Raw genomic sequence first — 15116 nt, 5'->3', positions numbered from 1 at the left:
GTACCAGCACCCGCGCACCCGTACCGAGCCAAACCGCACCCGCCCACGCCTCACCCATGACCAAGACGTTCCGCAACCCGCAGCTCACCAGGAACGGCGAGCTCAAGCATCTGCTGTCCATCGAGGGGCTGTCGCGCGACATGATCACGCACATCCTCGACACGGCCAGCCAGTTCGTGTCACTGTCGGACTCCGACCGCGACGTCAAGAAGGTGCCGCTGCTGCGCGGCAAGAGCGTGTTCAACCTGTTCTTCGAGAACTCCACGCGCACCCGCACCACCTTCGAGATCGCCGCCAAGCGGTTGTCCGCGGACGTGCTGAACCTGAACATCAATGCCTCGTCGACCAGCAAGGGCGAATCGCTGCTCGACACCATCAACAACCTGTCGGCGATGTCGGCCGACATGTTCGTGGTGCGGCATGCCAGCTCGGGCGCGCCCTACCTGATCGCCGAGCACGTCGCCCCGCACGTGCACGTGATCAACGCCGGCGACGGCCGCCATGCGCACCCGACGCAGGGCCTGCTGGACATGTACACGATCCGGCATTACAAGCAGGACTTCACCAGGCTGACCGTGGCGATCGTCGGCGACATCCTGCACTCGCGGGTGGCGCGCTCGGACATCCACGCGCTGACCACGCTCGGCGTGCCCGAGGTGCGCGCGATCGGTCCGCGCACGCTGCTGCCGTCGGGGCTGGAGCAGATGGGGGTACGCGTCTTCCACAACATGGAAGAGGGCCTGAAGGGCGTCGACGTGATCATCATGCTGCGGCTGCAGAACGAGCGCATGAGCGGCGCGCTGCTGCCGTCGGCGCAGGAATACTTCAAGGCCTTCGGCCTGACTCCGGAGCGGCTCGCGCTGGCCAGGCCCGACGCCATCGTGATGCACCCGGGGCCGATGAACCGCGGCGTCGAGATCGATTCGGCCGTGGCCGACGGTCCGCAGTCGGTGATCCTGAATCAGGTCACCTTCGGCATCGCGGTGCGGATGGCAGTGATGGGCATCGTCGCCGGCAACAACGACTGAAACGACAAAAGCGCGATCCGCCAGGCAATCGTCGGCCTGACGACGGCCGCCAGGCACCAAAACAAGCCGCAATGGCAAGCGATAGCAAGCGACACGATATGAAGATCCACATCAAGGGTGGCCGCCTGATCGACCCGGCCGGCAATATCGATGCCCAGCAGGACCTGTTCCTGGCCGCCGGCAAGATCGTCGGCATCGGCAACGCGCCGGCCGACTTCCAGGCCAACAAGACCATCGACGCCCGCGGGCTGATCGTCTGCCCCGGCCTGGTCGACCTGTCGGCCCGGCTGCGCGAGCCGGGCTACGAGTACAAGGCCACGCTCGAATCCGAAGTGGCCGCCGCCACCGCCGGCGGCGTCACCAGCCTGGTGTGCCCGCCCGATACCGACCCGGTGCTCGACGAACCGGGCCTGGTCGAAATGCTGAAGTACCGCGCCCGCACGCTGAACCAGACCCATGTGTACCCGCTCGGTGCGCTGACGCTGGGGCTGAAGGGCGAGGTGCTGACCGAGATGTCCCAGCTGACGGAAGCCGGCTGCGTCGGCTTCTCGCAGGCCGAGGCGCCGATCCGCAACACGCAGGTGCTGCTGCGCTCGCTGCAGTACGCGCAGACCTTCGGCTTCACCGTCTGGCTGCGGCCGGAAGACCCGTATCTCGGCGGCGGCGTCGCGGCCAGCGGCGCGGTCGCGTCGCGGCTGGGTCTGTCGGGCGTCTCGGTGATCGCCGAGACCGTGCGGCTGCATACGATCTTCGAACTGATGCGCTCCACCGGCGCACGCGTCCACCTGTGCCGGCTGTCTTCGGCGGCGGGCATCGAGCTGGTGCGCCAGGCCAAGCGCGAAGGGCTGGCGGTCACCTGCGACGTCAACATCCACCATGTCGGCCTGACGGACATGGACATCGGCTACTTCAACTCGCAGATGCGCTTCTCGCCGCCGCTGCGCAGCGGGCGCGATCGCGACGCCATCGTCGCCGCGCTGGCCGACGGCACCATCGACGCGCTGTGCTCGGACCATACGCCGGTCGACGACGACGAGAAGCTGCTGCCGTTCGCCGAGGCCTCGCCGGGCGCGACCGGCCTGGAACTGCTGCTGCCGCTGACGCTGCGCTGGGCCGACGAACACAAGGTGCCGCTGGTCAAGGCGCTGGGCCGCATTACCAGCGAGCCGGCCCGGGTGATCGGCCTGCCGGCGGGTCGCCTGACGGTCGGCGGCGCGGCCGACGTCTGCCTGTTCGATCCCGAGGCGGTGTGGAAAGTCGAGCGGCGCACGCTGAAGAGCCAGGGCAAGAACTCGCCATGGCTGGGCTACGAGATGCGCGGCCGGGTCACGGCCACGCTGGTCGGCGGCCAGCTGGTCTATGAACTGGCCGGCCAGCCGCGCAACGGCGAGGCGCAGGCCGCCCGTTGACGTCACGGCGCCGCGACGCCCTTCGCCTGCCGACGCCCCTCGCCCGCATGGCGAGAGAGGGGCCCGCAGGAGAGGGCAACAGTTGCTGGCAAACCGCCACCGACCCCATGACGCCGACATTCCCCTCCCCGGCATGATCGCCCTGCGCAAGCTCGCCCTCTGCCTGCACCTGCTGCGCGGCCTGCTGACCTGCGCGGTCCTGTTTCCGTGGATCGGCAAGGCATCGCGCCAATGGCATATCCGCCGCTGGTCGCGCCGGCTGCTGCGGATCTGCGGCGTCGATGTCGAGCTGATCGGGCCGGTGCCGGAGACCGGGCGCGGCGCCATGGTGGTCGCCAACCATATCTCCTGGCTCGATATCTTCGTGATGCACAGCTGGGAGCCGTCCCGCTTCGTCGCCAAGTCGGAGATCCGCGACTGGCCGTTGATCGGATGGCTGTGCGCCCAGACCGGCACGCTGTTCATCGAACGCGGCCGCAAGCGCGACGCGCATCGGGTGCTGCACGACATCACCGACTGCATGCTGCAGGGCGACCGCGTCTGCGTGTTCCCGGAAGGCACGACCACCGACGGCACCGACGTGCTGCCGTTCCACGCCAACCTGATGCAGGCGCCGATTTCTGCGGGCCTGCCGGTGTTGCCGGTCGCCTTGCGCTATTGCGACGCCGCCACCGGCGAACGGACGGTGGCACCGGCCTATATCGGCGACCTCACGTTGCTGCAGACGCTCGACGCGATCCTGCAGGCGCCGCCGATCACGGCGCAGGTCGCATTCGGCCTGCCGCTGCAGGCGGACGAGGCGGGGCGGCGAGCATTGGCCGAACAGTCGCACGCGGCCGTGGTCGCGCTTTGCCGCCAGCTTCAGGGCGAAGGGGCCTTGCCGGCCAGCGAGCCGTCCGCTGTCCCGGCCGCCGCCATGACGACCGGCGACTCGGCCTGCTCCTCGCCGCGCTGACGAGCCCGCATCCCCGCGGGGGAAGTGATATCAGCCTAAAGGATCACAAGACTGGGGGCACTCGACCTGGACGACATCACGTTCGGCCGGATTAGGGGCAAGTCGAACCGCGGTCAGCCGGCCGCCCCAGACGCAACCCGTGTCGAGCGCTACCAGGTCGGGCCGCATCACCAGTCCCAGCGTTGACCAGTGACCGCAGACGATCGTGGTATCGCGCGTACGGCGTGCCGGCACGTCGAACCACGGCAGGAACCCTTCGGGCGCCTTGCCCAGTCCCTCCTTGGTCTTGAAGTCGATCACACCGTCGACGGTACAGAAACGCAGCCGGGTCAGGGCGTTGACCACGACCCGATGCCGCTCGATGCCGCGCAGCCCATCGTGCCAGCGGTCCGCCGCATTGCCGAAAATATCGGCGAGAAACGCTTTCCAGTCCGGTCCCCGCAAAGCCCGCTCGACTTCGCCGGCGAGCTCCAGGGTCTGCTCGACCGTCCATTGCGGCAGCACCCCGGCATGCACCAGCAGAAAGCCGTCCTGATGCAGGGCCAGCGGCCGATGGCGCAGCCAATGCAGCAGCTCCTCGCTGTCCGGCGCCCGCAGGGTGTCGTCAAGCGTGTCGGACCGACCCGGCTTGCGCACGCCCGCCGCAACCGCTAATAGATGGATATCGTGGTTGCCCAGCACCGACTCGGCGCGCTCTCCCATTTCCCGCACCATGCGCAATGCCCGGTAAGACGCCGGTCCGCGGTTTACCAGATCGCCGACGAACCGAAGCGGTGCATCGTTCGGGATTTTCGTCACGAGCTGTTCGAGGGAGGCGGCGCAACCTTGCAGGTCGCCGATGGCATAGGGGTGAAGGCGGGACGCCGGAGAATCGGGCATATGGGCTCGAAAGACCTTGAGAGCGAATGGGCGGGAGAACGGGAACGGGCAGGGCGTTACAATTCGGCTCGGCGTCTGGCCGACCTGCTGGAAGGCAATACCGCCTTGGATAGAATACCGCCACGTTCGAGTGCACTATGATCCCGCTGTCCCCATTGCGAAGCAAGACAATGACGGTATTCCTGTCGGACATATCTCACATTTCGAAACGGGGAGAACGGGTTTGCCGCACGTCCTCGTGACCGGTGGCGCCGGCTTTATCGGTGCCAATTTCGTACTGGAATGGCTGAGCCATCCCGAGGCTGACGGCATCGTCAATGTCGACAAGTTGACGTATGCCGGAAATCCGGCATCGCTGGCCTCGCTGGAAAACGACCCGCGTCATATTTTTTCCCGCACCGACATCTGCGACCGCCAGGCATTGGACCGGCTCCTTGCCGAATGGCAACCCCGCGCCATTCTGCATCTGGCCGCCGAAACCCATGTCGATCGCTCGATCCAGGGGCCGGCGGATTTCGTGCAGACGAACCTTGTCGGCACCTTCACGCTGCTCGAGGCCGCGCGCGCGTATTGGAGCGGCCTTGACGCGGAGCGCCAACGGGGCTTTCGCTTTGTGCATGTCTCGACCGACGAGGTATTCGGCTCGCTCGGACCGGAGGATCCTTCGTTCTCCGAGACGACGCCCTATGCTCCCAACAGCCCGTACTCGGCCTCGAAGGCAGGTTCGGATCATCTGGTCCGCGCCTATTTCCATACCTATGGCCTGCCGGTCCTGACCATCAACTGTTCGAACAATTACGGCCCCTATCACCATCCAGAGAAGCTGATTCCGTTGGCCATCACCAATGCGCTGGCGGGCAAGCCGCTGCCCATTTATGGCGATGGCCTTAACGTGCGCGACTGGCTCTATGTCGGCGATCACTGCAGTGCGATCCGTGCAGTGCTCGCGCGTGGCCGAGTCGGTGAGACGTATAACGTGGGAGGCCGGAACGAAATGACCAACCTGCAAGTCGTGCACCGCGTGTGCGATCTGCTCGATGAACTCGAGCCGAAGCCGCAGGGGTCGTATCGGGACCAGATCATCTTCGTCAGCGACCGTCCCGGCCATGATCGCCGCTATGCGGTCGATACGGGCAAGCTGGAGCGTGAACTGGGTTGGATGCCGGCCGAAACCTTCGAGACCGGCTTGCGCAAGACCGTCCGGTGGTATCTGGACAATCCGGCATGGGTCCGGCACGCGATGTCGGCCAGGTACCCCAGCCCGAAGGCGACGCAAGATGCCTCGTGAGCGCACTTCGCCGGCGGTACTGCTTCTCACTGGCTGCAACGGCCAGGTGGGATTCGAACTCAGGCGCAGCCTCGCCCCATTGGGGAAGGTGGTGGCATTGGATCGAAGTGGCCTCGATCTGTCGCATCCCGATGACGCACGCCGCGTCGTGCGGGAAGTGCGGCCCGATCTGATCGTCAATGCGGCCGCCTATACCGCCGTCGATCGCGCGGAAAGCGAAGCCTCGCTGGCCGAGACCGTCAATGGCATTGCTCCCGGGGTGCTGGCCGAGGAAGCAAGGGCGGTCGGCAGCCTGTTGGTCCACTATTCCACCAACTACGTATTCGACGGCAGCAAGGCGGCCCCATACAGCGAGAGCGATGCTGCCAATCCCCAGTCGGTCTATGGCCGTAGCAAACTGGCGGGGGAAGATGCCATTGCGGCAAGCGGAGCGGCCGCGCTGGTGCTGCGCACCGGCTGGGTAGCAGGCGTGCACGGTGCCAATTTCGCCAAGTCGATATTGGCGTTGGCGCGCGAGCACGAGAACCTGCGGGTCGTGGCGGACCAGCTCGGCGCCCCGACCACTGCAGCGTTGATCGCGGACGTCACCGCGCAGATCGTGGCGCGTTTCTGGCTGCATGGAGAACGCGAGCGTTTCCCGACCGGTCTCTATCACCTCGCTGCGGCGGGTTCCACAAGCTGGCACGGCTACGCGATGGAGGTGCTTCGCTACGTGCAGGCCAAGGGAGTGAGCCTCAAGGCCGATGCCACGGCGGTGGAGCCGATTCCGGCCAGCGCCTATCCCACTGCAGCGCGGCGGCCCGCCAATTCGCGGCTGGACACCAGCAAGTTGCGAAACACGTTCGGCGTCCACCTTCCCGATTGGGAACAGGGGATCCATCATTTGCTTGACCAGCTCTATCCCTGAGGCTCGCCATGCGCAAAGGCATCATTCTCGCGGGCGGGTCCGGCACCCGTCTCTACCCGGTTACGCGGGCCGTCTCCAAACAATTGCTGCCGGTGTACGACAAGCCGATGATCTACTATCCGCTGTCGACGCTGATGCTGGCCGGCATTCGCGACATTCTGATCATCTCCACACCGGAGGACACCCCGAGGTTCGCGGAGATGCTCGACGACGGTAGCGATTGGGGTATCAACCTGCAGTATGCCAAGCAGGCTTCGCCCGATGGCCTTGCCCAGGCATTCATCATTGGCAAGGATTTTGTGGGGGGCGAGGCGTCCACGTTGATCCTCGGCGACAACATCTTCCACGGACACGATCTGGTCAGCCAGTTGGCGCGAGCGTCAGCCAACCAAGATGGTGCGACGGTGTTCGCCTACCACGTACACGATCCCGAACGCTATGGCGTGGTGGAGTTCGACGAGAACTTCCGTGCGGTGTCGCTGCAAGAAAAGCCGAGCCAGCCCCGCTCCAGCTACGCGGTTACGGGACTGTACTTCTACGACAATCAGGTTTGCGATATCGCCGCGAGCCTCCGCCCCTCGGCGCGCGGAGAACTCGAAATCACGGATATCAATAAACACTACCTCGACCGCGGGCAGCTCGACGTTGAAATCATGGGCCGCGGCTACGCTTGGCTCGATATGGGGACGCACACGTCCCTGCTCGAAGCGGCGACCTTTATCGCCACGCTGCAAAGCCGTCAAGGTCTGATGGTGGCATGCCCTGAGGAAATCGCATTTCGTAGCAAATGGATTACCGCTGAAGACGTCGAGCGCCTGGCACTGCCATTGGCGAAGAGCGGCTATGGCCGTTACCTGAAGCAGATCATCTCCGGGCAGATCAAATGAACGTGATTCCGACTGCGATCGCCGAGGTGCTGATGATCGAGCCTAACGTGTTCGGCGACGAGCGTGGATTCTTTTATGAGAGTTTCAACGCCGCGCGCTTTGAAGCCGCGACCGGCGTCCGCCGAACGTTCGTGCAGGACAACCACTCGCGCTCTTCGCGCAACGTCTTGCGCGGGCTGCATTATCAGATCCGGCATCCGCAAGGGAAACTGACGCGCGTCGTAGTCGGAGAGGTCTACGACGTGGTGGTCGATCTGCGCCGGCGATCGCCTACCTTCGGGAAATGGGTCGGAGTAACGCTCTCTGCGGCTAACAAGCGATTGCTTTGGGTGCCAGAAGGGTTTGCGCACGGTTTCCTCGTGGTCTCCGAGCATGCGGAATTTCTCTACAAGAGCACCGATTACTGGTATCCGGAGCACGAGCGCAGCTTGCGTTGGGATGATCCTGATGTGGGCATTGTTTGGCCACTGTCCGGCCCCCCTGTGCTTTCCGCGAAGGACGCTGCAGGCACATCTCTGCGCGAAGCGGAGACGTTTGACTGCGAACTGTTGGCTGGCCCTGCTAGTGCCTCCCCCAGGAAGGGCTCACGCTGACCCCTTTCCCTTGCTTCGGCCGCGACAATCGCGGTCCCACCGGTGTAACCGTGTGTTACAAAACGAAAGGAGCATTGGACCGCACTGGATACCACTTTAAGATGAACTGCTTTGCGCTCAACATGGCATCTCCTGCGCAACAGGTGTTTTCGAGTTCACTTCATGCCCCGGCCCGCGGGAGCTGAATCGAGATTGATTCACTGGTAGGACCTCTTCGGAGTGCATGCTGATGACTGTGCCGGGTACTCTTCTCTGGAAGCATGAAAAGCTGTTCAACGCGGTAGTGTGTCCTACGTGCCGGGGCAGAGTCCGGGTGACCGGTGCTCAAACGCTAAATGGCATTCCGTTGATGGGAAATATTTACTGCCAGGGGTGCGGTGACATCGGCAGGGTTTATAATGGAAAATTCGTGTTTGGCTGCAACGATCTACCGCAATTCGGAGCATCGTCGGCTGACATCAGCGGGAAATTCGAAGCAACTTGCCGCCCAATTTCGCCAGAACATTTGGCGCCGGAAGGTGCCTGGCAGCTTAGTAGCGAGCAGTTCTATAGCGATGTCCCTGGCGCGCGTTTTTCCATACGCTCTCGCGGTATAGGAGTTGCCATCACGCTGCTCAAGCATCCGTGGTCCGGGATTGCCCAAATACTGCGCGACGGTGAGCTGATCGCGGAACTCGACCTGTTCGAACCAAACGGCTCCATGCGGCTATGGTATCCCGTCTTTTTGGGTGGCGGCGAGCATCTGGTGGAAGTCGTGGTGACAGGAAAGCGGGATCCTCGTTCACACGGTGCGCAGGTGTTCGTGCTGGAGCAGTCGGAATCCAATGTGGCATCGCATTTGCCTTCGGAAATTTGCTATCCGTGGCGTAATAACGGCAATCCGTATCCGGACTGCCTGGCCTCTCTGATGGCCAAAGTGTGCCCTGATGGGTTGATCCTAGATTGTGGTTGCGGTGATCGCAGTCATCCGGATCCGCGCGTCATCAGCTTCGAGTATTCGCGGTTTCAATGTCCCGATGTCTTTGGGGATGGACATCGCTTGCCTTTTGCCGACAACACATTCGAACTAGTGCTGTCGCAGGCGGTGTTCGAACATTTGGAAGACCCGTTCGTTGCCGCGCGCGAAATTCACCGCGTGCTTAAGCCCGGTGGCGTGGTTTATGTCGAATCTGCTTTCATGCAGCCTTTGCATGCCGTTCCATACCATTTTTTTAATACCACAGGCTGGGGTCTGGAGCGTTTGTTTCGTGATTTCGAGATAGTTGAAGTCCGTCCGCATGGTAAATTCTCCGAAACATTGGAGTGGTGCTATGGACTGACCTCGTTGCGTGCGTCCGGGCAGGGGGGCAAATTGGATGACTTGCTAAATATCGCGCGCCAACTCGACAGCCATATTTCAGAACAGGAATTGCGCTACTTCTCCAGCTTTGTCAGCTTGCTGGGGAAGAAGCAGGGGATATAAATTGCTTTCGTTTTCTATTGTTATCAATACTCTCAACCGCGGCCCCTCGCTGCAGAAAACGCTCGAGAGCCTTCGTTGGCTCAAGTACGAAGGAGAGTTCGAGGTAATCGTTGTCAATGGCCCTTCAACGGACGACTCCGATGCGGTGATTCAATCGTGGCTGCCCAAAATCCGCGCTGGTCGTTGTCCGATGGCAAACCTTTCGATGTCGCGCAACATCGGCATCTGTATGGCGCAGGGTGATGTGGTGGCGTTTATCGATGATGACGCAATCCCGGAGCCGGAATGGCTGACACAGCTTGCCGCAGCATATGATGACCCAGAGGTCGGTGGTGCTGGGGGGCTGGTGTTCGACCAGTCGGGATATACCTATCAGTACGAATATTCCACCGCAAATCGATTGGGAAATGCCAACTGGGCTGCGGGCGGCAGTGCCAGCCACTTGTGTTTTCCAGCTTCATTCGAGTTTCCATACCTGCAAGGCACTAATGCGTCGTTTCGTCGCTCGGCATTACTGGAAGTGGGCGGGTTCGACGAGGAGATCGAATACTATCTCGATGAAACCGAACTCTGTTGCCGGCTTGTCGATGCGGGCTACGTCATTCGGCAATTGCCCAATGCCTATGTACATCACAAGTTCGCGCCGAGCCACGTACGTGATGACCACAAGATTACGCGCTATCGCTATCCGGTAATTAAGAACAAGATCTACTTCTCCCTCAAACATGGCCGTCCGTATCGGGACTTGGCCGACATCCTTGAGGACAACCGGAGGTTCTCCGAGGGACACCGTGGCGACGTGGAATTCCACATTGCTGGCGGCCGTTTACCAGAGAGCGAACTGGAGAAGTTTCGTGAAGAGAACGAACGCGCTTGGGAAGTCGGGCTTGCACGGGGCATGGACTCCCATCGCGAGCTGATCACACCGGAGAAGCTGGCGGCAGGCAGGGGCGATTTTCACCGATTTACCCCGATCCACAACGCCGACCGCAAGGCTATCGTTCTGGTGTCCCAAGACTTTCCGCCGAACCATAGCGGTGGCATTGCCACTTTCTCGCGTGACTTGGCGCAAGCTCTCGGCGCGCAAGGACATATCGTCCATGTCATCACACGTAGCACGGATATCAATCGTGTTGATTTTGAGCAAGGCGTGTGGGTACATCGCATGGTGCAACAGTGCTCTGAGCGCTCGCCCGGAGCTATATCGCTCGCGGTGCCGCAGCATATCTGGGATTGGTCGGCGACGGCGTTGCAAGAGGTACGCCGTATCGCGACACACCGCGAGGTCGCCGTTGTGGAAGCGCCGATCTGGGATTGCGAGGGCGTGGCATTCCTGCTTGATGGCGAATGGCCGTTGGTCACCAGTCTGCATACCACTTTGCATTTCTGGATCGAGTCGCACCCGGAAATGGCAGAAGACGCGGAATGGATGCGTACCTTCGGACAACCGATGCTAGCACTGGAGCGGCAGATGATGACGGCCGTGCAGGGCGTTCGCGCCAATAGTAGAGCCATCGTGCAGCGCATCGAAGAAGCCTATGGTTTTGCCTTTGATCCGGAGCGGCTACGCATCATTCCGCACGGAATGGGACCGGCCGCTGTTCCGGCTGGTACACGAGTCAATAAGGCGGATGCCGTTCAGATCCTGTACGTTGGGCGGTTGGAGCCGCGCAAGGGTATCGATGTGTTGCTCGAAGCCCTGCCTGAACTGATGCATGCCGCACCGGAAGCCATCGTGCGCATCGTCGGAGATGCGACGGAGGTCGGGCATGTCGACTACCGCAAAGCGTTTGCCGAGCGCTATGCGGGGACATCATGGTTCGGAAATGTCCGTTTCGAAGGGCGCCTATCCGACCCTGAGTTGGACATGGCTTATGCCGACTGCGACATCTTTGTCGCGCCTAGCAGATTCGAGTCTTTCGGCTTGGTTTATCTTGAGGCAATGCGACAAGGAAAGCCTGTCGTCGGGACGACAGCGGGTGGCATTCCAGAGGTGGTTCAGGATGGTGTCACCGGCTTGCTAACGGAGCCCGGCGATCCGGTATCGTTGGCTAAGGCCCTGAGCCGACTGGCGCAGGACGCCGGTTTGCGTGAGTCAATGGGCGAGGCGGGTCGCCGCCATTTCGAGCAGCGGTTTACCGCGGACAGAATGGCGCGAGAGAGCCATGGACTGTATGCGCTCTCGCGCGCTGGCTGGGAGGAAACCGTCGCGTGAAGATTTCGCATGTTCATGGCATCTGCGTAAGGAACGACGCCATATCCAACTCGATCCGTGACGAGGTTCGCTGGCTGCTGCAGGAGGGGCACGATGCGAAGCTATTCGGCTACGCTTGTGACTATCCGGATCTGCCGTTTATTCCCGTTGGTTCACCGCGCGATCTCTACCTGCATCCGCATCTGCAAGCCAGCGACGTTGTGATCCTTCATTTTGGCGTGTACTACCCGCTGTTTGATGTGCTCCCTGTAGTGCCGGCGCGGGCGCGCCGAGTCGTCGTGTTTCACAACATCACGCCGAAGGCCTTCGTCGCGCCCAGCAATCATGCCGTCATCGATCGCTCATTCTTGCAGCTCTCCAACATTGCATTCGCCGACGAGGTATGGTGCGTTAGCCAGACTAATCTCGATGTCCTGCGTGGCGCGGGTATCCAGACGCCGGCCACGGTGTTGCCCATCGCAGTACATGGGGATCTCTCCCTTCCCGATCGAAAGCCGAGTGCGTGCGATGGAGTGATTCGATTGTTGTTCGTAGGGCGCTTCGTCCGATCTAAAGGACCGCTCGAGCTATTGAGCGCTCTACGGCAGTTGCTCAGGGAGAACGGAGACTTGCGCTTGCGACTGGATATGGTCGGCAATCTGCAGTTCTCGGACGCCAACATGGTGGCTCAGGTCGAAGAAGCCAGGGCGGGCCTTCATCGGCAATTCGGCGAGCGGGCGCGCGTGATGATCCACGGCAATGCTGACGACGATCGGAAGCACCAACTGTTTCTCGAGAGCGATTTGTTCGTCCTTCCTACGTACCACGAAGGATTCTGCGTGCCAGTGGTCGAGGCATTTGCCAGCGGCTGCAGGGTCATTGCATATGACAACTCGAATATGCCTTCGATCTGCGGCGGGCTCGGCACGCTGGTGCCCACTGGCGATGCAGTGGCATTGATGCGGGCGATTGCCGATGTGGCAGCCGAAGTCGGTGACCCGGCGTGGCACGATGCCGGTGGTTTCCAAGCCTATGCGAGTCGTGCGAGCGCCTACGCGGCGCGATTCTCGCCCGCCCGGACGAAAGCGCGTTTTCTGAGGTCCGTCGAACGCGCCGTGTTGCAGCGCCGGCGCGTTCCGGCCGAGGCATAGCGGCGATCGGCCGCCGTATATTTGCCTACGGCGGTGCCACTTGCTACGTATCCTGCGGTAAGGCGGCCTGCATAGCCACCGCCTTCAATCCAGCTTCAGGTATTCGGCCTTGTATTTGAAGGCGACAATGCCCCATAGGTCAAGGTCCATGGGCTTGTCGGGAAAGCGTACAGAGAAGCGGCTGCCACCGGCGCAGTAGTCGATGACGTTATCGATCAACATTTGCGCTTGGTTCGAAGGATGGGAATACATCGAGCTAATGCCAGCTACCAGGCTGTATTCGCCGGGACACAAGGAGGGCTTGTAGTCAAATTCCACCGAGTAGATGGTGCCGGTATCAAAGCGAGACAAGTCAATTCCCTGCGCCAATGAACTGAAGTGGCAAATCTGCTTGCCGCTACTGTCTTGAATCCCCACGTTCAGCGACGTATTGGGGGGAAGGGGACCGTCCACGCGGACGAACACGCGCAGGCGGTGCGGCTCCAGGAATTCCATCGAGTCGGTCGCGTTGCCATCGCGGCCGTACAGAACGATATCGGTGATTCGCGCTTCGCCGCTGCCGGTCCGCATCGAGGCGACCCGCTCGGCGAAGGCCGCCGCGCTCGCCTGCTGGGCGGGGGTGATTGAGCTTGGAAGTGGTGTTTGATCTTCGTCGGTGATGTCCCCGACGACTTCGCCTTCGGGAGGGGAATATCCGGCTCGTACCATGCGGTTGAAAATTTCGCGCTGGTACGCCGCCCCCACGTCGGTGGACGAGCCCGTCATCTGGACACGCCCGTTCCTCATCCACAGGCCCTGATTGCAGAGTGAGCGGATCGCGTCGGCGGCATGGGTGACATAGAGGAACGTCACACCTTCGTCCAGCATCGACTTGATCTTGTGCAGGCACTTGTTTTGGAAGTAGGCGTCGCCCACGGACAGCGCTTCATCGACGATCAGGATGTCAGGCTGCGAGTAGACCGCGCAGGCGAATCCAAGGCGTACCGCCATGCCGCTGCTGTAAGTCTTGATCGGATGTTCGATGGCATCGCGAAGTTCGCTGAATTGGATGATCGCAGGAAGCGCTTCCTCGATCTGTGCTGCCGTCATGCCGTGCAGTAAGCCGAACTGGCTAATGTTTTCCCGACCGGTCAGCTCTGGATTGAAACCCGCTCCTAATTCGAGCAGCGCGGAAACCCTGCCGCTCACCTGCACAGTGCCCGTGGTTGGCGTTAGCACGCGCGCCAACACCTTCAGCAAGGTGCTCTTACCGCTGCCGTTTTCTCCGACGATGCCAAGACGGCCGCCCTTTTCCAGAGTGAAACTGACTTCGTCGAGCGCCCTCGTTTCTCGGGCGTATTGCTTCTTGCCGCCGGATAACAGTTCGAGCAGGCGATGCCGCGGGTGCGAATAGGTATGGTAGATCTTGGAGACGCCCTGTAGCGCGATGGCTTGCGTCAGTTCGGAATGAGACATAAAGGCCTCGGTCGCTTCAGAGGACATCAGCAAAGCCAGGGCGCAGCTTGCGGAAGGTAAGCGCGCCGACAATTAGGGCGCCTGCCGCAAAGAGCGCCGGGATTGCAAGATGCCCGAGCGGGAAGGCAGCGGACCCGAACACCGAAAGTCGCGATGCCTCCGCCAAATAGAAGAAGGGATTCAGATCCATCACGATGGGCTTCACCCACGCCATGCTCGACTTCTCGACCAGCGAGGGGGGGTAGAGCACGGGCGTGAGCCAGAAGAGTACATTGACCAGCACCGGCACGATCTGACCCATGTCCGGGATATAGACCGAGACCGCGGCGACGAAATAGGCGCAGCCGATCGTGAAGAGCGTGGAAATCAGCCAGATCACCGGAAAAAGCCAAACAGTGGAGGCCGGCACCATACCCTTGATGACGAGAAGCGCCACCACAATGCCCATGATGATCAACTGGCTGAGCAGGGCGGAGGCGAGCGGTACGAGCGGCAACACCCAGGCTGGAAACGCGATCTTGTTGATCAGGTAGCTGTACTCGCGCATGATGTTGGGGCTTCGCCCCATAACTTCGGCGAAGAAGGTCCACAGCGAGAACGGCACAAAGTAAAAGAGCGAGAATGGCAGCGGGCCATAGTCGCCTCCGATACGTCCCTGCATCAGGATGGAGAAGACCACCACATTGATAAGGGAATACAGTAGCGGAACGCCGATATTCCAAGCGACGCCCGCATACGAGCTTGCGTACCGGTTCTTGAGATCGCGTCTGGCCAGCATCAGCGCGAGCGAAAGGCCTGCGATACCGGTCTGTTTGCGGGTCTGTAGTTCGAACATGAGGGTGTCAGGCGAGGGGGAGGTTGCCGTCGCCAGCAAGGCGACGCCAATGCCGGCGTGATTCTTCAACGGC

The 15116-nt window shown here is 61.6% G+C and carries 13 protein-coding genes; 10 read left to right on the top strand and 3 right to left on the bottom strand.

All coding sequences use genetic code 11. The features are described 5' to 3' along the window. The first annotated feature begins 56 nt into the window (after nucleotides 1-56). The 3 genes from F1599_RS21045 (at nucleotide 57) to F1599_RS21035 (ending at nucleotide 3392) form a co-directional block, all read left to right on the top strand. A complete protein-coding gene (locus F1599_RS21045) occupies nucleotides 57-1028 on the top strand; it encodes an aspartate carbamoyltransferase catalytic subunit (RefSeq protein ID WP_150084375.1) in 972 nt (323 codons plus the stop codon). Between the two features lie 98 nt (nucleotides 1029-1126). Next, on the top strand, nucleotides 1127-2437 hold the full coding sequence (locus F1599_RS21040; protein WP_150084373.1) for a dihydroorotase: 1311 nt from the start codon (nucleotides 1127-1129) through the stop codon (nucleotides 2435-2437). Between the two features lie 133 nt (nucleotides 2438-2570). Then, nucleotides 2571-3392 carry a lysophospholipid acyltransferase family protein gene (locus tag F1599_RS21035; protein ID WP_150084533.1) on the top strand — a complete coding sequence of 274 codons (822 nt, stop codon included), beginning with the start codon at nucleotides 2571-2573 and terminating at the stop codon, nucleotides 3390-3392. Between the two features lie 30 nt (nucleotides 3393-3422). Here F1599_RS21035 and F1599_RS21030 read toward each other — a convergent pair whose 3' ends face one another. Next, nucleotides 3423-4271 (bottom strand): symmetrical bis(5'-nucleosyl)-tetraphosphatase, encoded by an 849-nt coding sequence (locus F1599_RS21030; protein ID WP_150084371.1) that lies wholly within the window; start codon nucleotides 4269-4271, stop codon nucleotides 3423-3425. A gap of 223 nt (nucleotides 4272-4494) precedes the next feature. Between F1599_RS21030 and rfbB the strand changes: the two genes are divergently transcribed. The 7 genes from rfbB to F1599_RS20995 all read left to right on the top strand — a co-directional run bounded on the left by rfbB (nucleotide 4495) and on the right by F1599_RS20995 (nucleotide 12753). After that, the gene (rfbB, locus tag F1599_RS21025) at nucleotides 4495-5559 is read left to right on the top strand and encodes a dTDP-glucose 4,6-dehydratase (RefSeq protein ID WP_150084369.1); all 1065 of its coding nucleotides are present in this window, start codon (nucleotides 4495-4497) and stop codon (nucleotides 5557-5559) included. After that, on the top strand, nucleotides 5549-6466 hold the full coding sequence (gene rfbD, locus F1599_RS21020; protein WP_150084367.1) for a dTDP-4-dehydrorhamnose reductase: 918 nt from the start codon (nucleotides 5549-5551) through the stop codon (nucleotides 6464-6466). The genes rfbB and rfbD overlap by 11 nt, the downstream gene beginning before the upstream one ends. An 8-nt stretch (nucleotides 6467-6474) precedes the next feature. Further along, the gene (gene rfbA, locus F1599_RS21015; RefSeq protein ID WP_150084366.1) at nucleotides 6475-7353 is read left to right on the top strand and encodes a glucose-1-phosphate thymidylyltransferase RfbA; all 879 of its coding nucleotides are present in this window, start codon (nucleotides 6475-6477) and stop codon (nucleotides 7351-7353) included. After that, entirely contained in the window at nucleotides 7350-7946 is a 597-nt protein-coding gene (rfbC, locus tag F1599_RS21010; RefSeq protein WP_150084364.1) for a dTDP-4-dehydrorhamnose 3,5-epimerase, read from the top strand. Before rfbA ends, rfbC begins: the two co-directional genes overlap by 4 nt. A gap of 223 nt (nucleotides 7947-8169) precedes the next feature. Beyond that, complete coding sequence (locus tag F1599_RS21005; RefSeq protein ID WP_150084362.1) at nucleotides 8170-9408, top strand: methyltransferase domain-containing protein; 1239 nt, start codon at nucleotides 8170-8172, stop codon at nucleotides 9406-9408. A 1-nt stretch (nucleotide 9409) separates the two neighbouring features. Further along, nucleotides 9410-11623, top strand: a complete 2214-nt coding sequence (locus F1599_RS21000; protein ID WP_150084360.1) for a glycosyltransferase — start codon at nucleotides 9410-9412, stop codon at nucleotides 11621-11623. Further along, nucleotides 11620-12753, top strand: a complete 1134-nt coding sequence (locus tag F1599_RS20995; RefSeq protein ID WP_190286422.1) for a glycosyltransferase family 4 protein — start codon at nucleotides 11620-11622, stop codon at nucleotides 12751-12753. The genes F1599_RS21000 and F1599_RS20995 overlap by 4 nt, the downstream gene beginning before the upstream one ends. Before the next feature lie 84 nt (nucleotides 12754-12837). Here the strand turns inward: F1599_RS20995 and F1599_RS20990 are convergent, their stop codons facing one another. Together F1599_RS20990 and F1599_RS20985 are read right to left on the bottom strand one after the other, a co-directional pair. After that, nucleotides 12838-14235 carry an ABC transporter ATP-binding protein gene (locus F1599_RS20990; protein ID WP_150084356.1) on the bottom strand — a complete coding sequence of 466 codons (1398 nt, stop codon included), beginning with the start codon at nucleotides 14233-14235 and terminating at the stop codon, nucleotides 12838-12840. Beyond that, nucleotides 14225-15112, bottom strand: a complete 888-nt coding sequence (locus F1599_RS20985) for an ABC transporter permease (protein WP_150084355.1) — start codon at nucleotides 15110-15112, stop codon at nucleotides 14225-14227. Before F1599_RS20985 ends, F1599_RS20990 begins: the two co-directional genes overlap by 11 nt. Nucleotides 15113-15116: the final 4 nt, after the last annotated feature.

The sequence above is a fragment of the Cupriavidus cauae genome (genome assembly GCF_008632125.1).
In the GTDB taxonomy this organism is placed as follows: domain Bacteria; phylum Pseudomonadota; class Gammaproteobacteria; order Burkholderiales; family Burkholderiaceae; genus Cupriavidus; species Cupriavidus cauae.
Note: the sequence above shows the minus strand (reverse complement) of the source record. Positions and strands in the feature narration are given on the sequence as shown.